Source organism: Nocardia miyunensis NBRC 108239, assembly GCF_001613065.1.
In the GTDB taxonomy this organism is placed as follows: Bacteria; Actinomycetota; Actinomycetes; order Mycobacteriales; family Mycobacteriaceae; genus Nocardia; species Nocardia miyunensis.
Window position 1 is genome coordinate 39,663 of sequence record NZ_BDBQ01000096.1, and the last position, 25,575, is coordinate 65,237.

The window sequence follows — 25,575 nt, forward strand, 5'->3', positions numbered from 1 at the left end:
TCAACTCGGGTTCGGCCGGTTCTGCTCGGCGACCCAGGCGGCGATCTGGGTGCGTGAGGTGAATCCGAGTTTGGTCAGGATATGTTCGACGTGTCCCGCCGCGGTGCGCTGGGAGATGTGCAGACGGCTGGCGATGGCTTTGTTGGTCGAACCATCGGCGACGAGGCCGGCCACCTCCAGCTCGCGTCTGGTCAGCTCGGTCGAGGGACCTGGAAGGGCGGCCCGCGGTTCCCCCAGGGCGTATTCGGTCGCCGCGTTCAAATCCAGCGACATGCCTTTGCGATAGGCCGTCTCGAAGCCCTCCTCGCCGAGCGTGCGGCGGGCCGATCGCTCGCACTCTTCGTGATGGATCGCTGTTTGCGGAAACAGCACGGGGGAAGCGCCGATCTCCTGAGCGAGTGCCTGCGCGGAGCCCAACAGTACGGCGGTGCGCCGCGCGCTGCCGTGCGCGCCCACCACCCACGCCAGCGTTTCCAGGGCTATCGCGGCCATGAGCAGATCTTGCTGCCGCCTGGCGTGCTGCATCTGTCGCCGCAGCAGCCCCAGCGCCCGGTCGCGATCACCCTGACGCCACGCGGCGAACGCCGCCCCCCACAGGGCATAGACCAGATGTACTGAACCGCCGTGGGATTCGATGATATCCAGGGCCTTCTCGTAGTGTGACAGAGCCGCCGCACTGTCGTCCCGCAACGCGTGCACCCATCCGAGCCCGAGCAGGCACCAGACCTGCCCGTAGACGTCGCCGTCCGCGGTGAAGAACGCGAGAGCGGCCTCCAGCGGGACGCGTGCGCTCGGAGAGTCGCCGGTACGGACCGCGTGCAGGGAGTCGGTGAGGTTCGTGAACGCGTGCACGACCGGGTCCTCGGTCTGTTCGGCCAGGTGCTGTGCCTGCGTGGCCAGTGCGGCCGCCACGACGAGATCGTCCTGGGATTCGGTCACCAGGCTGGCGCGCCAAATCGCCTTGGCCCGCGTCGCCGTGGCGGTGGCGGGCTCGCCCGCGAGGGCCTGCAAGAGCCAGTGCCGGGCCTCACCGAGCTGGCTTCGGGAGAACCAGAACAGTTGCAGGGTCGCCGCCAACGACAGTGCGGCATCGGGTCCCACATCGGTCGACGTCAGGCAGCAGGCCAATGCCTCTCGGAAGTTCGGTTGTTCCCGGTCGATGCGGGCGATCCAGTCGGGCTGGCGAGGGCTGAACCAGTCGGCCTCGGCGCGCTCGGCGAAGTTGCGGTACCAATCCCGGTGGCGGCGAAGCAGTTCCGGATAGTGGCCGGTTCGCTCGAGCCGGTCGCGGCCGTACTCGCGGATCGTCTCGAGCAGCCGGAACCGCACGATCGAATCCGACTCCTCCCGGATCAGGATCGACTTGTCGACCAGGTTGCCCAGTACGTCGAGCAGATTCTCTGCCGCGAGGTCGCCCGAGCACACCTGTTCGGCGGCGTCGAGTTCGAAACCGCCGGCGAACACCGACATGTGTGCCCACGCCTGCTGCTCGGCCGGAGTGCACAGTGAGTAACTCCAGTCGATGCACCACCGCAGTGTCTGCTGCCGGTTCGGCGCGCTGCGACTGCCGCGGGTCAGCAGCGCGTAACAGTCGGTGAGTCGAGCCAGGATCTGCTCGGGCGACAGCGCTCGCAGTCGCGCCGCGGCCAACTCGATCGCCAACGGCAATCCGTCGACGCGGTGGCAGATCTCGGTAACGGCGGCCACGTTCTCCATGGTGAGCGCGAAGCCGGGCACGACGGCGGCGGCTCGTTCGACGAACAGGGTCACCGCGTCGTAGCGGTGCATACTCCTCAACGATGGCTGCCCGCCCTGATCCGGCACGTTGAGCGGCTGCACGCGCAGCACCGCCTCCCCGTCGACATTCAGGGGCTCGCGGCTGGTGGCGAGGATCCGCAGCATCGGGCACGCCCGCAGCAACGTCTCGGCGACCTTCGCCGTCGAATCGACGATCTGCTCGCAATTGTCGAGCACGAGCAGCAGTTGGTGCGAGGCCAGGTAGTCGGTCAGCACGTCCAGCACCGGCTGTCCCCGTGGGCGCAACCCCACCGCCGCGGCGATCACCGCCGGCAGCAGCGCGCCGTCGTGCAGTTCGGCGAGTTCGACCAGCCGCACCCCTTGGGCGAAGTCGCCTTTCGCATCGGTGGCTACCCGCAAGGCCAGTCGAGTCTTGCCCACACCGCCGATTCCGGTCAAGGTCACCAGTCGCGAACTCGTCAACAGATGCTTGGCCTCGGTCAGCTCGGTGCGACGGCCGACGAAACTCGTCAGCTCCACGCGAAGGAAGGGCTTCGCGCCGACCGACGAAACGAATCGGGCATGCTCCGGTGCCGGAGAGCGGTCACTGTCCAGCGGAATCACCGGAACAACTGCGCTGTCCTGCGGCTCCGCACCCGCTTCGGCCTGCACCGCCATCTCGCCGACCGGCTGGCCGCGCTTGCCTTGCAGATGCTGTAACTGCTCGCCCAATGCCGCGGGGGAGGGCCGCTCGTTGGGAGCGCGGGCCATCGCGTGTTCGATCACCGTCGCGATGTCATCGTCGATGTCGTGCTCGCGTAGATCCGGCACGGGCTGGCTGGTGATGCGCAGAAACTGGGCAACGATCTGTTCGCCGCTGCGTCGTTCGAATGCCGCGTGCCCGGTCAGCGCGGCGAACAACGTGGCGCCGAGCCCATAGACGTCGGCCGCGGGAGTGGGGTCGTCGCCGGCCAGCACCTCCGGCGCGGTGAACGCCGGCGAACCGGTGACCGTGCCGGTGGTGGTGTGGAATCCGCCGGGGATGCGCGCGATCCCGAAATCGGTCAATGCCGGTTCACCGTAATCGGAGATGAGGATGTTGCCGGGCTTGATGTCGCGATGCAGGATCCCGACCCGGTGTCCGGTCTCGAGGGCCCCGGCCAGCTTCACTCCGAGCCGCAGAATCTCCTCGCCCGACAACCGACCGTGCCGGGATATCCAGGCCCCGAGAGAACCTCGCGGATAGAAGGGCATTACCAAATAGGGCAACCCGGACGAGGTGGCGCCCACCTGCAGCACCTCCACGATGTTCGGATGCCCGGTCAAGCGGCCCATCGCCCGCTGCTCCCGGATGAACCGCTCCCGGCTCCCCTCATCCAGGCCGCCGGTGAGCACCTTGATCGCTACCATCCGGTCCAGGTCCGCCTGGTCGCACCGATACACAACTCCGAAGCCGCCGCGGCCGATCTCCACGGCGTCGCTGAATCCGGCTTCTGCCAACTCGGCCGTGACCTCGGAGACCACGGTGTGTTGTGTCTTCAACTGGTCGATATAGCCCATGCGCTGGTCCTGCTTCGTGACCTACACAGCTTATCGCGCGATCGAGCCTCTCAGGGGTACCCGCGATAGCCCATCGCCGCCGGTCCGATTGTCCGTAGCTCATGACGCCAGCGGCCTGTGCTGAAAATTTGCCACGCCGTGTCTGTATCGGTCGGATCTCAACCCGCATGGCTTCGGCGTTTCTAGTTGTACCTTTCAAGTCCCAGTTCAGATCCAACAGGAGCAGGTGATCGAAAGGGGCGTCCATGTCGTCCATGTCGTTCGACACAGGTTTGCTGAGCTCGAGAACTGGGCACGGCAGACATGCGCTTCCGGTCACGAGGACACCACTGAGCGCGGTCGCGTCGACCGCCGGTAGGCGGCGATCGATCGCATCGCCAACGGCGCGCGCGCACTCGCGGATTCGCATGGGTCTCGGCTCCGGCGCACACACCGTGGGAGGTGTGTGATGACTCTCGCGGACATCGGAGTGGCTCCGAATGCGATCGATTGCCGACTCGTGCGGATACTCACCATGATCGAAGACGAGTCTCGTTGCGTGACAGCGACTTCCGTGCTGTTGAGGTGGGCGCGTCGCCGATGGCGCGGACGCGCGGACTTCGAGTATTTCCCGCCTATCCAACGATGGCGTGCGATCGAACCCGGGTTCCTCGACGGCGCCGAATGCAGACCCGAGCGGCTCATTCGCGCTGCCGTGACCGGCTACGTATCGAGCGAAACCGGTTTCGAGCATCGGCTCAGCGATGCCGTCACACTGTTGTCCGGATGTCCGGCCATGGTGCAGGCCACCGAATTGCCCGACACCGGCCACGGACCGCTCTCCGCGTCACCGCGCAGGGCGATCCTCATCTCCATCTATTCCCTGGCCGCCGACGACCTCCTCCTGGCTGAAGACATCATCACCAGCTGCGCCGCCGTCGGCGCTTTCAGCCTGGTCGAACGATTCTCTCGATGGCTGTCGCTGCCACCGAACGCGCCGCGCTGCGGTGAGACCGGAGCGCCGTCGGAGACCCGCGCGAGGCCGGGATCGCGATCCGGAAACGAGGGTGCGGCCCGCCGAGGTGCGGGGGAGGCAGTCGTCGACCACGTGTGTCATCGCTGCTGAGAGGTCACGGGGCGGCGTGCAGGGCACGCGGCGGTGAAATCAGTCGGCAATTCGGCGCGACGCGCGATCCGGCAGGATCCCGGCGTCGACCAGTTCGTCATAGATCCGCTGCTGCTCATCGTCGAGATTCGAGTACAGCATGTCGTACGCCCGCTCTTCCTCGGCGAGCACCGCGACCGGATCCCAGTCGTCACCGAGCGCCTCGAGAACGGCGTTGCGGCGCCGCGCCTCGTCCAGCGTGAGGTCGTAAGCAAAATCGTGGCCGGCCATCAGGCATCTCCAACCAGGTTCATTCCGAAATCGAATTGATTACGCTGCCCAACCGCGCCTACCTGGGCAATGGGCCACGTCATGTTCCGGGGCGCGCTCGGTCACATTCGGTGGCTGTCCGAGTTCTTCGACGGCGCGAAACCGTACAGCGCGGAGGGCTATCTCGTTGGCTGACAAAAGGAATCGTCAGAGTTCAACCGATCCGGCAACTCGATACAGCTAACGATCGATCGAGTCAGGCAAATCTACTGCAATAGCACGTGTACGCCGATGTACAGTGCTGTGGCACAAAACAAATCCGGCCCCGGGGGGCGATGCGGACGAAGTGGTGATCCACCGAGTCCGATCAGGAGGCGGGCTTGGGGTTGTTCAGGTTCTTGACGCCGGTGATCGAGTCGATGATGTTCTTGACGGTGTCGCTGGCCTCATCGATGGCCGAGCTGCCGGAGTCGAGCGTGGCCGACCCGGTGGACGAGCCGGACGAACCCGCAGATGAGCCGCTGTCGGACGAACCCGAGGCCAGGCCGCTGGCGGAACCGGTGGCGGACGGGGTGGCGGCGGAGGCCATCGCGACCGGGCCGAAGAACAGAGCGGCCGCGGAGACGGTGGCGGCGGTGGTGGCAAAGACCTTACGAGAGATCATCTACGAGCTTCCTTTCACAGTTGGATAACGACGCCATCACGGCGCGTACCAGAAAGGTTATTGAAAAGAAATCAGCAAATCCACTGATAGTGATGTGTTAAAGATCACCGTTAATGCTTGGCTAATGGCATATCGTGCCTAGGTGACACGAATTGATCTTCATCCCGAGTGGATTCCATGATCAAATTCGTCTGATACTTCACCACGATGCCACGTATCGGCGTGCGAGGGACCCGATTTCGCGGCATGTCTTCGATCTCGGCGCGATGCGACCTCGAATTCGAGCTGGGTGGGGCGCGGTGTATCGGACCGAAATATGTTGTTTCTCAACGGCTCAGCGTCGGTGCGCGCTCAATTCCACTGCCTTTTCGGGTATTTGGTTGTGACCGAAGAGCCGGTTGGCGGTCTCCGAGTCGTACAGGCGCTCGGTTCCGGTGACATCGAGCGTCCGGTGCCGCCCGTAGACGTCGCGCCCACAGCGCGCGGATCTTCTGGAAGTTTTCCAGTCCGAACTCTGTCGCGACCAGCTTGATGGAGCGCGCATCCTCAGCGAATGGCGAAACCGCCTCACTCGGATTCTGTTGCCTCGCGGAGCTTGCGGAATTCGGCGGCCAGGGCGTCGAGCGTGTAATGGGCATTCAGGCCACTCGGATTGGGAAGCACCCAGATGTCGGTGGCGCCGAGTGTGTCGGATTGGCGTCCCACAGTGGTCCGCGGTCGGCCGAACGCGGTGCGGTAGGCGCCCAGGCCCAGCACCGCCAAGACGCGAGGATGACTGTTCCGCACTCTTTCGGCGAGCGCGCGGCCGCCGTCGCGCAATTCCTGAGAGGTCAATTCATCGGCCTTCGCCGTCGTGCGCGCAACGACATTGGTGATGCCCAGCCCGAGTGCGAGTAGTTCCTTTTCCTCATCGGGACGGAACAACCGCGGAGTGAATCCGGACCGCGACAGCGCGGGCCAGAAGCGGTTTCCCGGCCGGGCGAAATGGTGGCCGGTCGCACCCGACCACAGTCCCGGATTGATCCCGCAGAACAGCACCCGCAGACCCGGCGCCAGCACATCCGGGACGGTCCGGTCCTTCGCCGCGGCCAGATCCGCCGGTGTGGGGCGGTACGCGCCTGAGTGTGCCATCCGTTCAGTCTGCCGGAATGAGCTTTTACCCAGCCAACTCGCCATACCCCCGCCGCTGTCGCCACTCCGCCGCGATCAGCACCACCGCCGGCGTCAGCAGGCTCAGCCAGAACTGCGGGCGGGTCCTCGCGCAGGGAATCCATCGCGAGGATCACGCGAGCATGGCCGCGATGGTCGCATAGCTGAGATATGGGAACCCCCAACATCTTCCCAGCAACCGTCCCGACGCTTCGGCTTGCAGCCGGCGACGCCGGTCGGGCAGCGGTCGCGGATGCGGTCATAGTCCTGGACGTAGTAGTTCCAGGGCGTCTTGGTGTGCGGGGTGTGCTCCGGCCATGCGGTTGCGACCGACCGGGGGCGCTCACAATGGCCCGAACTAGGCGAATGCCGGGCCGCGTAAGGTTTGCTCGGGCGGGCGGGCGTAGTGGCGCTCGTAGACGGCGGGGAAAAGGCCCGGTTGGAACCCCCAAGCTGTCGCGATCGCGTCCACCGTTGTTTCCCCGGGACGGTAGAACTCGAGATCGGCGTGCGTCCCCGCCAGCCGAATTCGGACGACATCCGCTGTCAGGGGTATCTCGCGGTGCCGGATCCAGCACTCCTGCAATGCGCGCACACTCAACCCGGCTTCGGCTGCCAGCTGGGACACGGTCAGCTGCTCGCCGGGGAACGCCTCGAGGTAGTCCATGCACCTGCGGATCACGTGTGGTCCCCAGTTCGGCACCTCGGCGGCCAACGCCTCCCGGTCCGGATGGTCCAGCGACAACAGCAGGCCCACGAGCAGCTTCTGCTCGACGGCCGGCCGTCCGATCGGAGGCACGTCGGCCTCGTCCGCGGCGATCCGCCGGACGGTCGACAGCCACGCACGGTCGGGCACCTGGGGCGCCTCGGCCGGATGGACGGGGTGCCGGACAGTCCGGCCCAGCAGCGCTTCGAGCATGTCCGACAACGCACGCTGACCGACCTCGACGGCCACGACCCGCCCCTGGCTCGGTGAGTCGACGAAGGCGTCGACCGACGGTTCCATGACAACCGCACGACCGGGCACGACCTCCACCTCATGCCGAGTATCGACCACCCGCATCGTCCGCCCGACAGGGATCTCGACCAGATATCCGTGCTCGTCCGGCGTGTGCATGTGCACGCCGGTTACGGAGGATGTCAGCTCGACCCGGACCGGGCCCTGCGTGACCTGGCGGGTATGTGGAATCAATTGTTGTTTCATGAGCACTCCAACTCCCCGAAAACAGGTTAGCTCGAAATTCGCTAAGATGAAGCGGCTCCGCGAATTGCGTTCTGCCAGAGGGCAGTTCGGATGCCGGTCGAGATCGGTCGCAGAGCATGGTCGTGCCGGTGACCGCTCAGGAACCCGAGCGTCGTCACCGACACGAATCGCTGGCGTTGGCCGAACCGTCGGAACCACGATTCCGGCCTGGCAGGGGCACGCCGGTATCGCAGTCGGGGCGGATCTCACGTTCGAGCGCTGGTGTGCGTCTGCCTGGCGAGAACGCGAGAAAGGGGAAAGTCGATGAGTGCTCGACACACGGTGATCGCCACCGCGGCCCTGGGTCCGGTCACGATCGTGGCGACCGGTGAGGCGGTCACCGGACTGTACTTCCGGCAGCACATCCGGCGCCCGGCCGTCGAGCGGTTCGGGCCGGAGGTGTCTTTCGTCGATGACGCCCTTCTGGGCGAAGCCGTCGGGCAGATGCTCGAGTATCTGCGAGGTCAGCGCCGTCGCTTCGAGCTGCCGCTGCATCCGGCCGGTGACGAGTTCCAGCACCGGGTGTGGCGCGAAGTCGCCGCCATCGAGTACGGCACGACCAGCACATACGGGCAGATCGCCCGGAATCTGGGCGATCGTGTGCTGGCGTACCGGGTCGGTCAGGCCGTCGGAGCCAATCCACTGTGTATGTTCGTCCCGTGTCACCGGGTGATCGGCGCGGACGGATCGCTGACCGGCTACGCGGGCGGTTTGCGGCGCAAGCGTGCTCTGCTCGAGCTCGAGGAGCCGGCCGCAGTGAGCGCGGGGAGGCTGTTCTGACCGTGACGGGCACAGCGGAATCGGCGGGATGGTCATGAAGCCACCGTTCGAGAAGATCGTCACCGAGCACGGGGCCACCGTGCTGCGGGTCTGCCGGGTCGTCCTGGGGGCGCACGACGCCGAGGACGCCTGGTCGGAGACCTTCCTGGCCGCGATGCGCAGCTATCCGGAGCTGCCGGAATCGGCGAACGTGGAGGCGTGGCTGGTGACCATCGCCCACCGCAAAGCCATCGACGTGGTCCGGGCCGCGAAACGCAACCCGCTGCCGGTGCGGCAGATGCCCGAGAAGCCGGCCGGCGACGGTGTCGTCGGCGCCGACGACACCGGGGTGTGGGCCGCGGTCAGCGCGCTGCCGGACAAGCAGCGTCGAGCCATCGCCTACCACTATGTGGCCGGGTTGCCGTACGCCGAGATCGCGCAGATTCTCGGCGGGACCACCGACGCGGCGCGCCGCGCCGCCGCGGATGGTCTGAAGAATCTGCGCAGAACCTACCCGGGCGCGACACTGAGAGGAGACACACGATGAACGAGATGAACCCCGACGACGATATCGTCACCGCTCTGTCGGCGCCCGTGGACGAGACGACCCTGGCCCGGCTGCACCGGATGCTGGAACGCAAGGCCGAACAGGCCGAGTTGGTCGACGTCGCGTACACCACGCTCGACACGCCGGTCGGACGATTGCTGCTGGCTGCCACGGCGAAGGGGCTGGTCCGGGTCGCCTACGCCCGCGAGGGCCACGATCAGGTGCTCGAGACACTGGCCAGCAAGATCAGCCCGCGGATCCTGCGTGCGCCGGCGCGCCTGGACGACGTGCGCCGCGAACTCGACGAGTACTTCGCTCATCGACGCAGGTCTTTCGATGTGCCGTTGGATCTGTCGTTGTCGCACGGGTTCCGCCGGGAGGTCCAGCGGCATCTGCCCGACATCGGCTACGGGCAGACTCGCAGCTACGCGCAGGTCGCCGCGCTGGTCGGCAATCCGAAGGCGGTACGCGCGGTGGGGACCGCGTGTGCGACCAACCCGCTGCCGGTCGTCGTGCCGTGTCACCGGGTGCTGCGCACCGACGGAAGCCTCGGCGGATACGTTGGCGGCGCCGATGCCAAGCACACCCTGCTCGACCTCGAGGCCGCCGCATGAGCGCGGCGGTGACGCCGGCGGCGCGATGGGAAGAGCGGGTCGCCGGCGCGGATTGGGCGCGGGTCGGCGCTGAGCTCGACGAGTTCGGCGGCGCGTTGTTGCCGCGACTACTCACCGACTCCGAAACCGGCCTGATCGCCGACCTCTACGCACGGCCCGAATTGTTCCGCAGCACAGTCGATATGAATCGGCACCGGTTCGGGTCCGGCGAGTACCGCTACTTCGCGCGCCCGTATCCGGAGGCGGTGGTCGAACTGAAGAAGGCGCTGTACCCGCGGTTGCTACCGATCGCCCGCGACTGGTGGGCGCGGCTGGGCCGGGCGACGCCGTGGCCGGAAACCCTCGACGAGTGGCTCGACATGTGCCATGCGGCGGGGCAGACCAGGTCCACCGCGATCCTGCTGAGCTACCAGCAAGGCGATTGGAACGCGCTGCATCGAGACCTGTACGGGGAGTTGGTGTTTCCGCTTCAGGTGGTGATCGGTCTCGACCAGCCCGGCACCGACCACACCGGCGGCGAATTTCTGCTCGTCGAGCAACGGCCCCGCGCCCAATCCCGGGGCAGCGCAACGCTTATCCCGCGCGGTCACGGATTCGTGTTCACCACTCGTGACCGTCCGGTGAAATCCGCTCGCGGCTGGTCGGCGTCACCGGTTCGCCACGGTGTCTCGACGGTCCGCTCCGGCCGCCGCCGCACCCTGGGCCTGGTTTTCCACGACGCCGCATGACCTACCTGTTGCTCGACGCCCGCGGCCGCCCCTACCGATCCGAATCCGAAGGACTGTGGGGCGGCCACCGGCGCAGCAAGATCTACGGCCGTCTCGACTGCGCGGCGGCCGCTCGCGCCATCGCCGCCGGCGGCTACGTGAGGTTCCGCGTGTTCTTCGCCGACGAGACGACCGCGATCGCCGCCGGATACCGACCGTGCGCGGTCTGCTGCCCCGGCCGCTACCGAACCTGGAAGGAAGTCACTCGGTGACCACCACCCTGTTGCGCGCCCTGCCACCTCCAGGCGACGACCCGGCCGCCACCACCGCCGAAATCAGGACGCTCGCGGTCCTCGCCCGCGACACCCTGGCCTTCGCCTCGGTCACCGACCCAGCGTCGCTGGCCCTGGTCGGCGCCGTCCACCTGGGCGGACTCACCGGCGTCGAACGTGACGGCTCGGCGTGGATCATTACCGAGGACACTGAGCGACACCCGACTCAGGCCCCGCGATGAACACCCTGTTCACTCCCGGCGTCGGCGGCCACCGCCAGATCGCGCCCGGCGCGATGCTGGCACCGGGCTGGCTGCCCCTTCGTCGGCAGCGCTGGCTGGTCGACCAATTCCATTGCTGGGCAACAGGTCCGGTGCCGATGCGGGCCGCTCGAGTGCGCGGGCACGCGATGTCGGTGCGCACGGTGTGCTTGGGGTGGCACTGGCAGCCCTACCGGTACACCCGTCACGCCACCGATGTGAACGGCGCCCGCGTGCTGCCATTCCCCGACTGGATGGTCGCCCTAGGCCGCGCCGCCCTGCGCGAGACCGGCTACCCCGCCGGCGAGGTCGACGCCTACAACCCCGACACCGCCCTGGTGAATTATTACGTCGACGCCAGCCGGATGGGCATGCATCAAGACCGCGACGAACACAGCGATGCCCCGATCGTGTCACTGTCGATCGGCGACGATGCCACCTTCCGGTTCGGCAACACCGAAACCCGCAACCGCCCATATACCGATCTGCGACTGGCCTCGGGTGACCTGTTCGTCTTCGGTGGGCCGACCCGCCTGGCGTATCACGGCGTCACCGCCGTCCATCCCGGCACCGCACCCGAGGAGTGCGGTCTGCGGGAAGGACGGATCAACATCACCATGCGAATGACCGGGCTCACCGACCACCCCGAACAGCTCTGGTGACCGCCACCGACCCCGGAATCGTCATCGGCGCTGACGGATTGGCGCGCGCGGCCCGAATAACCCACCACCACACCACGAATCGACGTCAGCGACCTCACGAACCGAGCCCGGTCGGCGTCTACCAGAGGTCGGGTTCACCACCCGGCATGTGCCCGCGGACAGAACGCGCCCGGTTGTCCGCGGGCACAGTCCTAACCGCGTCAGTCCGTGTCGCCGATGCACACGACCGTGACGTGCCGGGAGAAATTTCTCGTATCGAGCCCACCTCTCCGACGACCGATTCGCCGAACGCGCCTATCCTCGCTGTGGCCGCCGACGCCCCAGGACCGCAACACCTTTCGCGTATCACAGCGGCATGCGCGTGACTCTCGATCAACAGGGGAGTCCGTGCTGACCGTGCAGCTCGACCTGCGCGGATAGTGTGGGCGTGCCCTTCGCAGCGGCTGTGCCTGGGGCGCGACCGCCATCCCTACACCCGGCTTGCGGCCGTGACGGCGGCGCTCTTGGGATCGCCCGACGGCAGGGCGATTTCGGCGTCCAGGGACAGCGGCCGGCCGAAATTCGGTGTGCCGTCGGTGTTCCAGGTGAACTTCTGGGCCCGGGTGGTGCGGCCGTCGTAGGTGTACGCGCTGGTGGTCTTGCCGTGGTAGACGATCCAGTCCTCGGTGCCGTCGGGGCTCTGGAAGAAGCTGTTCGAGCCGGGGCCGAAGACGTTGGCCGAGTCGTTGCGGCTGAACACCGCATTCGGGTACTGGGTCCAGTTACCGGGAACCAGCGGGTCGGCGCCGGACGGGAGCGTACGCATCCACAGCTGGTAGTCCGGTTTGCCGGTGTCGCAGGTGGAGTAGATCAGGTAGGTGGTGCCGTTACGCTGGATCGTCACCGGGGCCTCCCGCACCTCGGCGCATCCGCCCGACGACGGCAGGTACACCGCGGGACCGGACATGGTGACCGGATCGCTCATCGGGGCGATCTGCAGCAGATTGTCCGGGCCGCTCCAGATCAGATAGTACTTGCCGTTGAGAATCAGCAACTCCGGATCGATCGCCCACGCATCCCCGAGCTGACCGACGAATGTGTACGGGCCCAACGGATCCGTGCCCGAGGACTTCAGCACGTAGATGCGATGAGCGTCGTTGCCGCCGTCGCTGGCGGTGTAGTAGAAATACCAATTCCCCTCCAGCAGACGGAAACACGGTGCCCACATGTCCTGATTGCGGGACGCGGTCGTATCGGTCCACACAGTATTCGGTTGCGCGGTAGCCAGATCGGCCAGCGAGGCGGCCTTCCAGATCTGCAACGAATCGCCCTGGCTGGTGGACAGATAGTAGTTCCCGTCGTAATAGGTCATGAACGGGTCCGGACCCTGATTGAGCGGATTACGAAACGTGCCAACGGTTCCCGTACCGCCAGCGGCTGCATTCTCGGTCATTCGAACGTCTTACCCCTCATCGTCGATCTAGTAACGAGCTTCCCCACCAGGACCCTAGCCCAATTGTGGCCGCCGACAGGCGGGCCACAGTCGGGTATCGATCGGCTGGGTGCGGAAGTGGTTGCAGGAGTGCGTGATTCGTGCGATCGCGGCCTGCTCGCCGCGTACCCGCGGGGGAGCCGGGAGGGTTGCGTCGGCACGCCGGGTGTCTCGTGTTGCCGATTCAGGGGGTCAGGTAGGTGACGAGGGCGCCCACGAGTCCATCGATAGCGTCGTCGAGGTCACCGTACGTTCCCAGGGTCCGTTCCGAGACGATGCCGCGCATCGCGAAGGGGATCAGTGCCGCGACCTGTCGCACCCTCGTCGCATCCAGGTCGAGATCCGCGAACGCTCGTTCGCACGCCTTGTCCCAATGCGGCTTCCACGATGCGAACTCGGCGGCCGTGAGCGGGAAGTCGCGCTCGAGTTCGACGTGGTCGCGGGGTAGCGCGGCACGCAGGGTTTCGATGGCCAGCGATTCGGGCCGACGCAGCCCCACCGCCATCGCCCTGATCATGGCGTCCACCCGCTCGTGCAGAGAGCCGCCGGGCCGGATACCGGCGGGCAGGTCGCCGCGCTTGTCGGCGGTGTATCGCAGGACCGCCGCCCACAGACCGTCGATATCACCGAACTGGTATTTGATCGCACCCCAGGTCGCGCCGATGTCGCGGGCGATCCGGTTACCCGAAACGGCCGCCGGATCGCCGGTCGCCAGCGACGCGATCGCCGCGGTGATCATGGCCTCCCGAGTCGCGATACCACGCCGGTTGGCCCTTCGCCCGTCGATCACAGCATCCGTCACAACACTGGAGCATAGCCGCTGCTACCGGCACCAATCTACTTTCATAGAGCCCTCTTGTATTTTTTCGTAGAGGCTTCTACTCTCGGAATCGCCACGCGGCCGGCCCACTTTCGGGCCGAGCCGCCTGCGATTGCGCCGAGCCCCGCAGCACCCCTCGAAGCCTGGAGGATCGAGATGGCCAGACCCACATTGCCGATGCAGCCGACGGGCTGGTTCCAGGTCGCCTGGTCGACGGAGATCACAACCGATGTCGTGCATCGGATGAAGTACTTCGGCCGGGATATGGTCGCGTGGCGTTCGGCATCGGGTCAGGTCGCGGTGTTCGATGCCTATTGCGGGCATCTGGGCGCGCATCTGGGTTACGGCGGGCATGTCGAGGGGGAGAATCTGGTCTGCCCGTTCCACGGCTGGGAATGGAACAGCGACGGCCGTAACGTGTGCATTCCCTACGAGGACCATCCGAACAAGGGCCGCCGGGTGCGCAGTTACCCCGTCGTCGAACGCAACGAAGCGGTGTGGATCTGGTACGACATCGACCGACGCGCACCGTATTTCGAGGTTCCGGACATGTTCGCCGCGTTCGGGGACGGCAAGACGGCGGCGGACTACTACCCGCCGGTGCCCGCGTCGACGCTGTACCGGCCGGGACTCGAGATCCATCCGCAGTACATCATGGAGAACGGCGTCGATTTCGCGCACTTCAAATATGTGCACAAGACGCCGATCGTGCCGGAGTTCACCCGCCACGACTTCGACGGACCGGTCTCCTACGTCGATTTCACCGTCGCCTTCGACGACAGCGCGGACGCGGGCGATATCAACAGCGGTGTCGAGTCGATCAATGCCGGACTGGGATGTGCGATCACCAAGAGCTGGGGGATGGTCGACAACCGCACCATGCCCGCGGTGACCCCAGTGGACGAGTACACCTCCGATGTGCGGTTCACCGTCTGGATCGGGCGCAAACCCGGTGACGAGTCACCGGAGCTGAACCGCTACGGAAAAACCATGGCCGACTTCGTCATCGAGCAATTCGAGGCCGATATCGAGATCTGGTCGCACCAGCAGTACGCGGATCCGGCGGGCTTGTCGCGCAAGGAGTTCCAGGGCTTCACCGCGCTGCGTCGCTGGGCGCAACAGTTCTATCCCGAAAGTGCCGGTGCGACAAGCGGATCCGTAACCGATCCGGCGGTTGCCCGGAGCTGAACCGGATGCGCACACCATTCGCCGACGTCGACAGAAAGGCCCTCCCGCTATGAGCACTCCCGACAAGATCCGGGTATTCCAGGTCGCCACCGGAAACCTCGGCACCGAGATGATCGGGCGCATCCGCGAACATCCCGACCTCGAACTCGTCGGATTGCACTGCTACACACCGGACAAGATCGGCCGCGACGCCGGCGAGATCGTCGGTATCGGCCCGATCGGGGTCCGCGCCACCGGATCGGTCGAGGAGATCATCGCCGCCCGCCCGGACGTGCTCACCTTCCATGGCGTGTTCCCGGACGAGGACCTGTACGTGAAGGTGCTCGAGGCAGGGATCGACGTGGTCACCACCGCGGACTGGATCACCGGATTCCACCGTGACACCAACCACGCGCATCCCTCGGGCCGCAAGGTCAGCGAGGTCATCCAATCCGCCTGCGAGCGAGGCAATTCCACGTTCTACGGCACCGGCATGAATCCGGGCCTGTGCCAGATCCTCGGAATCGTGCACACCGCGGACGTTTCCGAGATCGAGAACGTCACCGTCACCGAATCGGTGGACGTGTCGTGTCATCATTCGGTCGACACCTGGAAGGCCGTCGGCTACGGCCGCCCGGTCGACGATCCGACGATTCCGGACTCACTCTATAAATACACCGCGGTCTTCGCGGACTCGGTCTACCTGATGGCCGATGCCTTCGAACTCGAACTCGACGAGGTGAAATTCTCCTACGAACTGGGTGCCTGCACCAAGGACGTCGATCTGGGCTGGTATTTCATGCCCAAGGGGTCGCTGGGCGCGAACTACATCAAATACCAGGGCATCGTCGACGGGGTGCCGCGCGTGGAGACTCATCTGGAATGGCAGATGACCCCGTATACCGATCCGTCCTGGGAGATCAAGGGCTGCTACATCACCCAGGTGACCGGTGATCCGAATATCTACAGCAAGCATATGATCTTCCCGCGCAAGGGATTCGACCTGTCGAATCCGGAGAACTTCGCCTCGATCGGAATGACCGTCACCGGTCTACCCGCCCTCAACTCGATCAAATCCGTCGTCGCGGCCCGGCCCGGCATCATCACCAGCGCGGATCTGCCGCTGCGCGGCTTCGCCGGACGATTCAAACGATGACAGTAATCGGCACATGCTGAATGGCTACATCTGGGCTTCGGCGGAACTGCCTGATCCATTGGTGGGCATCGGGATCGGCGTCCAGGCAAGCGCGCAGCAGTCGCTCGCAATGACGGCGTCGGATTCGCTGTGTCCGAACCCCTTTGCAGCAGGCTGATTTTGGCGGTGATCAGACCGGTGAGTCCGCCGCCGACGCTGACGGCCTCGTATCGGAGGCCGGAATTGACGGGGAGGCGGGCGGGAGTCGTTGTTTCGATCGTTCAGGCAACGACGAGAGATGAGCAGTCGCGAATGAACTCTGGACAGGCCGGCCGGGCTGTCCAGACTCACGCGGTCGACTGAACACGGCGACCGGAATTCCGCCGGATGCGGCAGCCGCGGTCCGGCGCGGCGAATCCGAATAGGCAAGGGTTTACCTGTTCGACAAACGCAATGGTGTACATCTGGCCAAACTTCTTTTGCCACATGTTTAGACTGCATCGAATACATCGACCGATTACCCGGGAGCCTGAGGCATGCGGAGCATTGGTTTCGGTGAGTTTACCGGCAACGCCGTATCGATAGCGTCGTTGGTTGGGCGCTTGGGGGCGGGGACGATAGGTGCTGCGCAGGCGCTGGTTGGGCCGGTGGCGGGCCCGGTTCGCGCATCGGCACGCGTCGTGTTCGGCGGTCCGCCGGGAAGCGGGCCGGTCGAGGCGGGTTCGTTGGTGGCGTGGCTGGCGGGACGCAGGCTGCATATCGACCTCGACCCGGTACTGCCGTTTCCGGCGTGGGTGCAGTGGTCCGCGGAGTTGGAGCGTGTGGTCCAGGCTCTTCCGGGGGTGGTCTCGGTCCACGTGGAGGGGGTTCTCGGGCGGTTGGTGATCGAGCGGGAGGAGACCGCCGACATCGATGAGATCCACCGGGTGATCCGCGGTGTCGCCGAGAGCGTGCCCGAGGCCGTTGCGGGGGCGGGGCAACAGCCGATGAGGGCGGTGGTGCCTGCGGCTGATCCGGGGGATCCGCTGGCGTTGGTCGTTCCGGTTGTGGCGGCGGCGATGGACGTGATGGCGGTGACGGGGGCGGTCACCGGATGGCTGGGCAGACTTCCTCGTGCACCGCGTGCGGCGCGGGCCGCTGCGGCGGTGATCAAACATCAGCCCCGGGTGGTTGCCGTGCTGGAGGCTCGGCTCGGGCGGGTCGGTACCGATCTGCTGTTGAACGCGATCTCCGCGGCGACCCACGGGCTCGCACAGGCACCGGGCACCCCTCTGCTGGATCTGATGCAGCGCACAGCGCAGATTTCCGAGGCGTTGGCGCATCGGGAGACCTGGCGAACGCGTGAGCCGAGCCTTGCCGATGCCGAGCGGCCGCAATGCCCGGCGATGGCGGTGATCTCGGCGGCGCAGGACTCCGGCGGCCCGCGACACAGCTGGGCGGTCGCCGCGGCAGGAGAGGCCTCGCATGTGGTCGTCGACTCGACCGTCGACGTGTCGGTCGATGCCGCCGCCGCGGATGGGGTCGGCGTGGTCGAGGACTACGCCGACCAGTCCGCCAATGGTTCACTCGTGGCGGCAGCGGGGGCTCTCCTGGCGGGTGGCACGGTCGACGATGTCGCCGATGCGGTGCTGGCCGGGGTTCCCAAGGCGGCGTATATGGGCCGGGAAGCGTTCGCGGCGGTTTTGGGGCGCGGGCTGGCCAAGGCGGGCCTGCTGGTCCTCGACCCGGGCGCGTTACGGCGCCTCGACCGGGTTCGGGTGGTCGTCATCGATGGTGCCGCGTTGCGGGGCGACACCCGCACGGTGCTCGATGTCCAGGCGCGCGAGCCGGGGTGGGATGACGAGCGAGTATACGAGGTCGCCGATGCGCTGCTGCACGGCGAGAAGGCTCCACCGCCCGACCCGGACGAGTTGCCCGCCGAGGGCGCCGGTTTGAGCTGGCACCAGCGTCCGGACGTCACGACACCGGCTCCGGGAGTCGAGCTTGCCGACCTGCTGATCGACGGGCAAGTGGTGGCCACCCTGACGGTCGGCTGGGAACCGGACCCCTATTCGATTCCATTGGTGGAGATGGCTCGCCGCAGCGGCGCGCGAGTGGTGTTGCGACATGTCGGCGGCACCGAGGAACTGGGCGCATCGGTATCGGCCGCATACGATCCGGGCACGCCTCTGCTGGACATAGTGCGGGATCTGCGCGACGACCGCGGCCCGGTCATGTTGATCTCCGCACTGCACCCGGACTTCACCTCCATCGATACGCTGGCCGCGCTCGCTGTCGCCGATATCGGGCTGGCGTTGGACGATCCCGCGGCGGCGACGCCCTGGACCGCCGACCTCATCGCCGGCACCGATCTCGCTGCGGCGGTGCGGGTACTCATGGCCCTGTCGGCTGCGCACCGAGCCACCGAGTCCGCGGTGCGGTTGGCCAAGGCGGGCAGCACCCTGGCGGGATTGCTGCTGGTCACGGGAGAAACCGGTCGACGCGGCCGGCTCGGTCTGGGGCAATGGCTCAGCCCGGTCAACGCCGCGGGCGCGAGCGCCTGGATCGCCGGCGCGTGGGCGGCTCACCGCGTCATGAGGCTGCCGGACCCGCCACCTCAGCCGCTGACCGCGTGGCATGCCCTCGACCCCGAGATCGTGTATTCGCGAGTTTCCGGCGCCATGCCGGCATCGCAGCCGTCGGTGAGTTCGCGGTGGTACGGAGTGCTGTCCGACCTGTCGAAAACCGGTGTCGGAGAGGCTGTTCGCCGTCCTGCCACACTGCTGGTCAGACTGGGCGATGCCACCCGCCGTGAATTGAGCGATCCGCTGACTCCGATCCTGGCCGTCGGCGCGGCGGCGGCCGCGATCTTGGGCAGCAATATCGATGCCGTGCTGGTTGCCGGGGTGATGAGCGTCAACGCGACGGTGGGCGGCCTCCAGCGTCTGCGCGCCGAGAAGGCCACCGAGGCGCTGTTCGCCGAACAAGAACAGGCCGTGCGGCGGGTGGTGGTTCCCACGGTGGCGACCAAAACTCGTCGGTTGCACGCGGCGCGTACCTCGGGTCGCGTCGCGGTTGTCCCGGCCACCCGATTGCAACCCGGCGACGTGCTGGATCTGCGTGCACCGGAGGTGATCCCGGCCGATGCCCGGTTGCTGGTCGCCGATGACCTGGAGGTCGACGAGTCGTCGCTGACCGGCGAGTCGGTTCCGGTGCTCAAACAGGTCGAGGCGGTGGCCAACGACGCTACCGACCGGGCCAGCATGCTCTTCGAAGGCAGCACGATCATCGCCGGGCACGCCCGCGCCATCGTCGTGGCCACCGGGCCGGCCACCGCCGCGCACCGCGCCATCTCCGCGGTCTCCGGTGCGGCTGTGGCGGCGGGCGTACAGAACCGGCTGCGCGAACTCACCGCCAAGGTCCTGCCGCTGACTTTGGCGGGAGGCGCCGCGGTGAGCGGTTTGTCGCTCGCGCGTCGGGGAACGCTGCGTCAGGCGGTGGCCGACGGAGTCGCGGTCGCGGTGGCGGCGGTCCCGGAGGGGTTGCCGCTGGTGGCCACCCTCGCGCAGCTGGCCGCCGCCCGTCGCCTGTCCCACCTCGGTGTGCTCGTCCGCACACCACGCACACTCGAGGCCGTCGGACGGGTCGACACTGTCTGCTTCGACAAGACCGGAACATTGACACTGAATCGGCTCGCCGTCGTGACCGCGATTCCGCCCGGCTTCACCGTGGATCGCCCATACCTGGACATCACCGACCCGCGAGCCGCCGCGGTGGTGCGCTGTGCGGCACGGGCGTGTCCACGTCCGGACGACGGTGAGGGTCACGCCCACGCCACTGACGAGGCGATCCTGACCGCCGCCGCGCGCGTTTCCGAGGAAGGTCCGGAACCGGCCACCGTCGCGGAGGTTCCCTTCGAATCCAGTCGCGGTTACTCCGCATCGATCATCGCATCGGCCGGCACCGAGTCGTCGGCGCATGCGCAGCTGGTGCTCAAAGGTGCTCCGGAAGTGGTGTTGCCGCGCTGCCGGTTCGATATCGGCGGCCCCGGCCGTGCCTCGGCCGAAGACCTTGTGCACCACTTGGCCGATCAGGGCCTGCGAGTGCTCGCCGTCGCACAGCGCACGACCGATGACGTTCACGACGACGAGGTGAACGATCCAGACCTGATCGATGCACTGGCTACCGACCTGACCCTGGTCGGCTATATCGGCCTTGCCGACACCATCCGCGACTCGGCGCGCCCGCTCCTCGAGCAGTTGACGGCCGCGCGCCGCACCACCGCGCTGATCACCGGCGACCATCCGGTCACCGCTCGGGCGATCGCTCGCCAGCTCGGCTTTCCCGCCGACGCGCGCGTGGTGACCGGCGCCGAACTCGCGGACGCCGATGAGGACGCACGCTCGACGCTCGCCGGCTCGGCCCAGGTCTTCGCTCGGGTCAGCCCGGAACAGAAGGTGCAGGTGGTCTCGGCACTGCAACGGTCCGGCCGTGTCGTCGCCATGGTCGGCGACGGGGCCAACGATGCCGCGGCGATCCGCATGGCCGATGTCGGGGTCGGAGTGACCGGGCGCGGGTCCTCGCCCGCGCGGGAGGCCGCCGATCTGGTGGTGACCGGGGAAAACCTCACCGTCCTGCTGGATGCCCTCGTCGAAGGACGGAACATGTGGGCCAGCGTCCGCGATGCCCTCACACTGCTGCTCGGCGGAAATGCGGGCGAGGTCGTGTTCACCATCGTCGGCACCGCTCTGGGCCGCGGGGGTGCCCCGATCAGCACACGTCAACTCCTGCTGGTCAACCTGCTCACCGACATGTTCCCCGCGCTCGCCATCGCCGTGTCCCCGCCAGAGCACCCCCGCGATGACACGGGCCCGTCCGAGGCCGCCGCCACCGCTGCGGTGGCGGTGCTGTCGGCCCCGGCTCCCTCCCTCGAACGACCACTGATCCAGGCCATCGCCCGTCGAGGAGCCGCCACCGCGGCCGCGGCCACCGCCGCCTGGGCGATCGGGCAGTGGACACCGGGCACCCGGCGACGTTCTGCCACAATGGGATTGACCGCTCTGGTCGGCGCCCAACTTGCCCAGACCCTGGTCTTGCGCCAGGAAAGCCCGCTCGTGATGGCCACCGCCGTTGGCAGTGCCGCCGTGCTCGTCGCGATCGTCGAGACCCCCGGAGTCAGCCATTTCTTCGGCTGCACCCCGCTGGGACCATTGGCCTGGGGCGGAGTGCTCGCCGCCGTCTCCGCCACCACAGCGGTCGTGGTGTTCGCACCGGCCTGGTTTACTCGACGAACCGACGCGCTGATCGAACGAGCCGAACGCTTGCCGACCATCCCACCCGTGCGCGACCATGAACAAACCGTTCGTTCCGCACCACCGGATCCGGTTCATGCCGGTGGTGACACAAAATCGGTAGTTCTCACCTACGGATAGGACCACGACCATGCCTTCCCGCAGTAGAACGACCAGCAACGACCGCCCCGCCTCGGCGCCTCGCGCCGAATCCCGCCCCGCGCCGGCCGAACCTCCGCCCGCGCCCGCCGCGACGCTCAACCTGCCGTACCTCAGCGCCGAGGTAGCGATTCCCGGCCCGGGCATCAAGGTCAAGGCGGGGCCGGTGAACCTCGCCATTCCGACTCGCTATCTCTACTACGGCGGATTGGGCGCACTCACCGTCGCCGGCGCCGTCGATTGGCCCATCACCGGCGCACTCGCCGCGACCGGTCTCATCATCAACCGCATGCGCAAACCTGCCCCCGAACAACCCGAGACCACGCGAGCCGGAGCCCGCAAGCAACCGTCCAAGCGATAGACGGCAGTGGGTGGTGGCCGGGCCGCAGCCTCGCGCCGCCGCGGCGGCGCGCATTCACTCGGCACGCACGGCGGCCGCTGGGCCCTGAGTCCGTCGGCCGCACCCAAAAATCTGCCGGTTCGATCGACAGGGTCTTGACGTGGTTGGTGACCCGCCGATCATGCCGCCACATTCTCGGGAAGCGGACCCCGCGGCCCATGGGATCGTACGGCCGATCTCGAGGTCATCACACGACACCCTCGTCTGGACATGCGTGGGACCCGGGGTTCCGGTAGTAATCGCCGAAAACCCAACGAAGTTCGGGATGTGCCCTGGTAGAAGGTGATTCGCCGGTTCCGGGTGCGGAGCAAGGCGGTTGGTGCTTGGCTTGGCTGCCGATGAGGTCGGTCGGTGTGCCGGAGGGCGGGGTTCGTGGCGACGCGGGTATTCGCGGATGAGGAGTTGCAGCGGCTTCGGGAGTTCCCGGAGATCAGCCGCGACGAGCTGTTCCGATACTTCACCCTCAGCCCAACAGATCTAGCCATCGTCGCGCCACAGGGTCGAAGGGCGGGTGTACGCCTGGGCCTGGCCGTGATCCTGTGCAGCCTGCCGTGGCTCGGGTTCGTCCCGGACAAGGTGACCGCCGCGCCGCCGGTGGCGGTGACGAGGTTGGCTGAGCAGTTGAATGTCGATGCGGCGCAGCTTTGTTCGTACGGTCGCCGTGCCCAGACGCGCAGTGAACATGTGCGGCTCGTGGCCCAGTACTCGGGCTGGCGCGCGGCCGGAGCAATCGAGCTGAAGGAGCTGGATGAGTTCCTGTTGGCGCGAGCGATGGAGCACGATTCGCCGACACTGTTGTTCCGGCTGGCGTGCGAATACCTGATCTCGGCGCGGGTGAGCCGGCCGGGTCCGGTCACGCTCGTGGAGCGGGTCGCACACGCGCGCAACCAGGCTCAGGCCGAGACGTACGACGGGCTGGTGCACGAACTCACACCGCAGCGCGGTCAGGAACTGGACGCACTGCTGGTCGTCGATCCGTCACTGGGGACGTCGCGGTTGACGTGGTTGTCGACCGGCCCGGTGGAGGCTTCCGCGGCCGCTGTGAAGGCCGAGGTCGACAAGCTGGGGTTCCTGCGTGGTCTGGGTGCCGACACTCTGGACATCTCTGTGCTGCCGGCGGAGCGGCGGCGGTTCCTGGCCACGATGGGCCGTCGCCTGACCGGTCAAGCTCTGGAACGGCGTGATCCGCAGCGGCGGTATCCGATCCTGCTCACGCTGCTGGCGCAGTCGGCCACCGACGTGCTCGACGAGGTAGTGCAGCTGTTCGACCAGGCGATCTCGGCGAAATTAAGCACCGCCGAGAAACGGATGCGCGACGAGCTGGCCGAACGCGGCCCGCCGCGACCGAGTTGCTGATCGCGGTGAACATGCTGCGGGAGCTCAACGCCACCGGCGGCCGGAAGGTATTCGATGACGCGCCGACCGGGTTCGTGCCCACCAAATGGCGCGGCTACCTCGACGAAGCCCGAAAGTCCGGAAGTGGCAGAACGATCTACGCCGCGAAGTACCTGTCCGACCCGGATTATCGGCGCAAGATCTCGCGCCAGCTCAACAAGGGCGAATCCCTGCACGCATTGCGCCGAGACCTGCTCTACGCCCACGAAGGCATGATCCGCGCCCGGCATCTGGAATCCCAGACCGAACAGGCATGGTGTCTGACCTTGGCCACAAACGCCGTGATCGCCTGGACCGCAGAGTATTACGGCCTGGCGGTCGAGCAGATGCGTAGGGAGGGGTGGCGCATCGATGACGAGGTGCTCGCGCACGTCTCGCCTGCGCACAGCGAGAACATCAACTTCTTCCGCGCGATCGAGGTCGATATCGATGCCGAACTCGCGCAGTTGGGCCCCACCGGCTACAGGCAGCTCCGGGTTCGTGACACCTTGTTCTGAGCCGATCGGACCCGCAACAGCCCAGGGGGCCCGAGAAGGTTTGGTGTTCACCGGAGCTGGGGTCGTAGCCCGTCGAGAATGATCCTGCCGATGTGTACCGAGCGTGTCGGGTTGGTTTGCGCGTCGGCGTGATGGATCGCTGCGAACGCACCTGCGACAAGTGCCATCAGTTCGTCGGCGGTGACATCGTCGCGGACGACGCCGGCTGCGCGGGCTCGATCCAGCAGGTGGGCGACATGGCCGGTGAGATTCGCCGCCACATCTGGTGCGGCAGTGCGCAAGTCGAACTCGGCGGCAGTGAGCGCACTTTTCACCGTCGCGTTCTCAGCGCCGTTGGCAATCATGCATGCCAGTAAGGCGAATAGCGCGTCGGGGTCGTCGCCGGCGACCAGCACGGTTGCCTGAGCCACCAACTGTTCGAGCTGATCGATGGAGACGGCGAGATACAGTGCTTCTTTGGTGGGGAAGTGCCGATGGACTGTGCCGGGGCCGACGCCCGCCCGCCGGGCGATTTCATCGAGCGAGACGCCGAGTCCCTCCTGGGCGAACAGCTGTTGGGCGGTCCGCAGGACTCGTTCGCGATTGCGGCGCGCATCAGCTCGAAGCTGCCGAGCACTGCCGCGCGCTGTCGATGCTTCGATCGGGATGCGCTGGGGTGGTTGGCTGGTCATCTCCGCTCTAGCATAACCGGGTCGCCGCCCCGTATGCTGAAGGCCGTAACCGGGGCGTCGCACCGCTTATGGCGGTATCGCCCCTCGCCACATGCTTTTGACCGAAGGATGGATTCGTGACCACAGACGATCCCAGCGCCGTCGTGCGTCGGATGCAGGAGTGCTTCAACACCCGGCAGTTCGACCAGGCCGATGAACTGCACGCCCCGGACTGCTTCAGTCATGCCCTGGGTACCACCGGATTCGACGCAGGCAAGAGCGCCTGGCGGAGCCTCGTCGCTCAATTTCCCGATATCCGTGTGGTCGCCGAAGACATCCTTGCGGACCGCGACAAGGTTGCCGTCCGTTCGTCCATCGAAGGAGTCCCGATCCGCGCCGGAGACCCGCAACCGATGATGATCGAGATCTTCCGGATCGCCAACGGCCGGATCGCCGAGAACTGGGCGCTCGGTCAGGGTTTGCCCTACAGCGCGGAAACCTTGACTGAGAGCCCCGGCCAACGCTGACCTCGACTCAGACAACGGGTAGCGTCGTCCGGAAACGATCGTTCGCGAGACACCCTCGGCCACAGTCGGTTTCCGCAGGCCAGATCTGTAAAGGCAAGGCACTACTGGTCGCCAACCGACCCGAAGACCAATCGACACCTCCACCGCGGTAGGCCGCATGTTCTTCCAAATCCTCGGCGCAATAGCCGAATTCGAGCACGCTTTGATATCCGAACGCACCCGCGACGGGCTCGCCGCCGCCCGTGCCCGCGGACGCAGCGGCGGCCAGAAACCCAAGCTCGGGCCACGGCAGGTGGCGCTGGCACGGCAGATGTACGACGAACTCGACGAACACGGCAAGCGCCGCTACACCGTCGGCCAGATCGCTGCCGAGTTCGGCGTCACGCGACCCACTATCTACCGGCACCTCGACAAGCCAAGCTCATAGTCTCGCCGCACCGCAGCTGACCAGGCACTACGAGAACTTCGTTGGATTTTCGGCGATTACTACCGGAACCCTGACCCTGCGCAAGGCATCCGCACTCCGCGCGGAGTGCGGATGATCGTGATCAGTTCC

At 66.6% G+C, this 25,575-nt stretch carries 21 protein-coding genes and 2 pseudogenes; 15 read left to right on the forward strand and 8 right to left on the reverse strand.

All coding sequences use genetic code 11. The annotated features are described in order from the left end of the window. Positions 1-3,297: a protein kinase domain-containing protein gene (locus NM2_RS37390; protein WP_067679474.1), complete on the reverse strand. Its 3,297-nt coding sequence runs from the start codon at positions 3,295-3,297 to the stop codon at positions 1-3. A 538-nt stretch (positions 3,298-3,835) separates the two neighbouring features. Here NM2_RS37390 and NM2_RS37395 point away from each other — a divergent pair. Then, entirely contained in the window at positions 3,836-4,402 is a 567-nt protein-coding gene (locus tag NM2_RS37395) for a hypothetical protein (protein ID WP_157121605.1), read from the forward strand. Positions 4,403-4,441: 39 nt separating this feature from the next. Here NM2_RS37395 and NM2_RS37400 read toward each other — a convergent pair whose 3' ends face one another. The 4 genes from NM2_RS37400 to NM2_RS37415 form a co-directional block, all read right to left on the reverse strand. Continuing rightward, a complete protein-coding gene (locus NM2_RS37400) occupies positions 4,442-4,672 on the reverse strand; it encodes a DUF6400 family protein (RefSeq protein WP_067679479.1) in 231 nt (76 codons plus the stop codon). Between the two features lie 346 nt (positions 4,673-5,018). Further along, entirely contained in the window at positions 5,019-5,315 is a 297-nt protein-coding gene (locus NM2_RS37405; RefSeq protein ID WP_067679482.1) for a hypothetical protein, read from the reverse strand. A gap of 567 nt (positions 5,316-5,882) precedes the next feature. Continuing rightward, the gene (mug, locus tag NM2_RS37410) at positions 5,883-6,446 is read right to left on the reverse strand and encodes a G/U mismatch-specific DNA glycosylase (protein WP_067679485.1); all 564 of its coding nucleotides are present in this window, start codon (positions 6,444-6,446) and stop codon (positions 5,883-5,885) included. Positions 6,447-6,822: 376 nt separating this feature from the next. After that, positions 6,823-7,668 (reverse strand): helix-turn-helix domain-containing protein, encoded by an 846-nt coding sequence (locus NM2_RS37415; RefSeq protein WP_067679488.1) that lies wholly within the window; start codon positions 7,666-7,668, stop codon positions 6,823-6,825. A 303-nt stretch (positions 7,669-7,971) separates the two neighbouring features. Between NM2_RS37415 and NM2_RS37420 the strand changes: the two genes are divergently transcribed. From NM2_RS37420 to NM2_RS37450, 7 genes are read left to right on the forward strand one after another with little or no spacing between them, the layout of a single operon-like run. Then, entirely contained in the window at positions 7,972-8,487 is a 516-nt protein-coding gene (locus tag NM2_RS37420) for a methylated-DNA--[protein]-cysteine S-methyltransferase (RefSeq protein ID WP_067679490.1), read from the forward strand. 34 nt (positions 8,488-8,521) lie between these two features. Continuing rightward, positions 8,522-9,013 carry an RNA polymerase sigma factor gene (locus NM2_RS37425; RefSeq protein ID WP_218026066.1) on the forward strand — a complete coding sequence of 164 codons (492 nt, stop codon included), beginning with the start codon at positions 8,522-8,524 and terminating at the stop codon, positions 9,011-9,013. Positions 9,014-9,018: 5 nt separating this feature from the next. After that, entirely contained in the window at positions 9,019-9,627 is a 609-nt protein-coding gene (locus NM2_RS37430) for a methylated-DNA--[protein]-cysteine S-methyltransferase (RefSeq protein WP_439956964.1), read from the forward strand. Next, positions 9,624-10,355, forward strand: coding sequence for a 2OG-Fe(II) oxygenase (locus NM2_RS37435; RefSeq protein WP_067679499.1), 732 nt, complete (start codon positions 9,624-9,626; stop codon positions 10,353-10,355). Before NM2_RS37430 ends, NM2_RS37435 begins: the two co-directional genes overlap by 4 nt. Beyond that, a complete protein-coding gene (locus NM2_RS37440; RefSeq protein ID WP_067679502.1) occupies positions 10,352-10,606 on the forward strand; it encodes an Ada metal-binding domain-containing protein in 255 nt (84 codons plus the stop codon). The genes NM2_RS37435 and NM2_RS37440 overlap by 4 nt, the downstream gene beginning before the upstream one ends. Then, positions 10,603-10,848 (forward strand): hypothetical protein, encoded by a 246-nt coding sequence (locus NM2_RS37445; RefSeq protein WP_067679506.1) that lies wholly within the window; start codon positions 10,603-10,605, stop codon positions 10,846-10,848. Before NM2_RS37440 ends, NM2_RS37445 begins: the two co-directional genes overlap by 4 nt. Beyond that, entirely contained in the window at positions 10,845-11,528 is a 684-nt protein-coding gene (locus NM2_RS37450) for an alpha-ketoglutarate-dependent dioxygenase AlkB family protein (RefSeq protein ID WP_067679509.1), read from the forward strand. Before NM2_RS37445 ends, NM2_RS37450 begins: the two co-directional genes overlap by 4 nt. Positions 11,529-11,997: 469 nt before the next feature. On the opposite strand, the gene NM2_RS37455 is transcribed toward NM2_RS37450, so the two are convergent. Beyond that, positions 11,998-12,960: a glycoside hydrolase family 43 protein gene (locus tag NM2_RS37455; protein WP_067679512.1), complete on the reverse strand. Its 963-nt coding sequence runs from the start codon at positions 12,958-12,960 to the stop codon at positions 11,998-12,000. Between the two features lie 223 nt (positions 12,961-13,183). Continuing rightward, positions 13,184-13,738, reverse strand: a complete 555-nt coding sequence (locus NM2_RS37460) for a TetR/AcrR family transcriptional regulator (RefSeq protein WP_439956965.1) — start codon at positions 13,736-13,738, stop codon at positions 13,184-13,186. A 237-nt stretch (positions 13,739-13,975) separates the two neighbouring features. Between NM2_RS37460 and NM2_RS37465 the strand changes: the two genes are divergently transcribed. The 5 genes and pseudogenes from NM2_RS37465 to NM2_RS53150 all read left to right on the forward strand — a co-directional run bounded on the left by NM2_RS37465 (position 13,976) and on the right by NM2_RS53150 (position 23,842). After that, entirely contained in the window at positions 13,976-15,007 is a 1,032-nt protein-coding gene (locus tag NM2_RS37465; RefSeq protein ID WP_067679518.1) for a Rieske 2Fe-2S domain-containing protein, read from the forward strand. A gap of 49 nt (positions 15,008-15,056) precedes the next feature. Beyond that, positions 15,057-16,142, forward strand: a complete 1,086-nt coding sequence (locus NM2_RS37470; RefSeq protein ID WP_067679520.1) for an NAD(P)H-dependent amine dehydrogenase family protein — start codon at positions 15,057-15,059, stop codon at positions 16,140-16,142. Positions 16,143-16,657: 515 nt separating this feature from the next. After that, positions 16,658-21,388: pseudogene (locus NM2_RS37475) on the forward strand (cation-translocating P-type ATPase); the annotation flags it as partial. Positions 21,389-21,542: 154 nt separating this feature from the next. Continuing rightward, positions 21,543-21,911: a hypothetical protein gene (locus NM2_RS37480; protein ID WP_067679526.1), complete on the forward strand. Its 369-nt coding sequence runs from the start codon at positions 21,543-21,545 to the stop codon at positions 21,909-21,911. A gap of 411 nt (positions 21,912-22,322) precedes the next feature. Next, a pseudogene (locus tag NM2_RS53150) lies at positions 22,323-23,842 on the forward strand (DUF4158 domain-containing protein). Positions 23,843-23,889: 47 nt separating this feature from the next. Here the strand turns inward: NM2_RS53150 and NM2_RS37490 are convergent. Beyond that, positions 23,890-24,513, reverse strand: a complete 624-nt coding sequence (locus NM2_RS37490) for a TetR/AcrR family transcriptional regulator (protein WP_067679530.1) — start codon at positions 24,511-24,513, stop codon at positions 23,890-23,892. A 116-nt stretch (positions 24,514-24,629) separates the two neighbouring features. On the opposite strand from NM2_RS37490, the gene NM2_RS37495 reads away from it, so the two are divergent. Together NM2_RS37495 and NM2_RS52705 are read left to right on the forward strand one after the other, a co-directional pair. After that, a complete protein-coding gene (locus NM2_RS37495; protein WP_218026067.1) occupies positions 24,630-25,019 on the forward strand; it encodes an ester cyclase in 390 nt (129 codons plus the stop codon). A gap of 130 nt (positions 25,020-25,149) precedes the next feature. Then, positions 25,150-25,446, forward strand: coding sequence for a recombinase family protein (locus NM2_RS52705; RefSeq protein ID WP_281182700.1), 297 nt, complete (start codon positions 25,150-25,152; stop codon positions 25,444-25,446). Positions 25,447-25,575: the final 129 nt, after the last annotated feature.

Bases quoted from the DNA above. Each gene is read 5' to 3' on its own strand.
- NM2_RS37390 (WP_067679474.1), bottom strand. From the start codon at position 3,297: ATGGGCTATATCGACCAGTTGAAGACACAACACACCGTGGTCTCCGAG.
- NM2_RS37400 (WP_067679479.1), bottom strand. From the start codon at position 4,672: ATGGCCGGCCACGATTTTGCTTACGACCTCACGCTGGACGAGGCGCGG.
- NM2_RS37405 (WP_067679482.1), bottom strand. From the start codon at position 5,315: ATGATCTCTCGTAAGGTCTTTGCCACCACCGCCGCCACCGTCTCCGCG.
- mug (WP_067679485.1), bottom strand. From the start codon at position 6,446: ATGGCACACTCAGGCGCGTACCGCCCCACACCGGCGGATCTGGCCGCG.
- NM2_RS37415 (WP_067679488.1), bottom strand. From the start codon at position 7,668: ATGAAACAACAATTGATTCCACATACCCGCCAGGTCACGCAGGGCCCG.
- NM2_RS37420 (WP_067679490.1), top strand. From the start codon at position 7,972: ATGAGTGCTCGACACACGGTGATCGCCACCGCGGCCCTGGGTCCGGTC.
- NM2_RS37425 (WP_218026066.1), top strand. From the start codon at position 8,522: ATGAAGCCACCGTTCGAGAAGATCGTCACCGAGCACGGGGCCACCGTG.
- NM2_RS37430 (WP_439956964.1), top strand. From the start codon at position 9,019: ATGAACCCCGACGACGATATCGTCACCGCTCTGTCGGCGCCCGTGGAC.
- NM2_RS37435 (WP_067679499.1), top strand. From the start codon at position 9,624: ATGAGCGCGGCGGTGACGCCGGCGGCGCGATGGGAAGAGCGGGTCGCC.
- NM2_RS37440 (WP_067679502.1), top strand. From the start codon at position 10,352: ATGACCTACCTGTTGCTCGACGCCCGCGGCCGCCCCTACCGATCCGAA.
- NM2_RS37450 (WP_067679509.1), top strand. From the start codon at position 10,845: ATGAACACCCTGTTCACTCCCGGCGTCGGCGGCCACCGCCAGATCGCG.
- NM2_RS37455 (WP_067679512.1), bottom strand. From the start codon at position 12,960: ATGACCGAGAATGCAGCCGCTGGCGGTACGGGAACCGTTGGCACGTTT.
- NM2_RS37460 (WP_439956965.1), bottom strand. From the start codon at position 13,738: ATGATCACCGCGGCGATCGCGTCGCTGGCGACCGGCGATCCGGCGGCC.
- NM2_RS37465 (WP_067679518.1), top strand. From the start codon at position 13,976: ATGGCCAGACCCACATTGCCGATGCAGCCGACGGGCTGGTTCCAGGTC.
- NM2_RS37470 (WP_067679520.1), top strand. From the start codon at position 15,057: ATGAGCACTCCCGACAAGATCCGGGTATTCCAGGTCGCCACCGGAAAC.
- NM2_RS37480 (WP_067679526.1), top strand. From the start codon at position 21,543: ATGCCTTCCCGCAGTAGAACGACCAGCAACGACCGCCCCGCCTCGGCG.
- NM2_RS37490 (WP_067679530.1), bottom strand. From the start codon at position 24,513: ATGACCAGCCAACCACCCCAGCGCATCCCGATCGAAGCATCGACAGCG.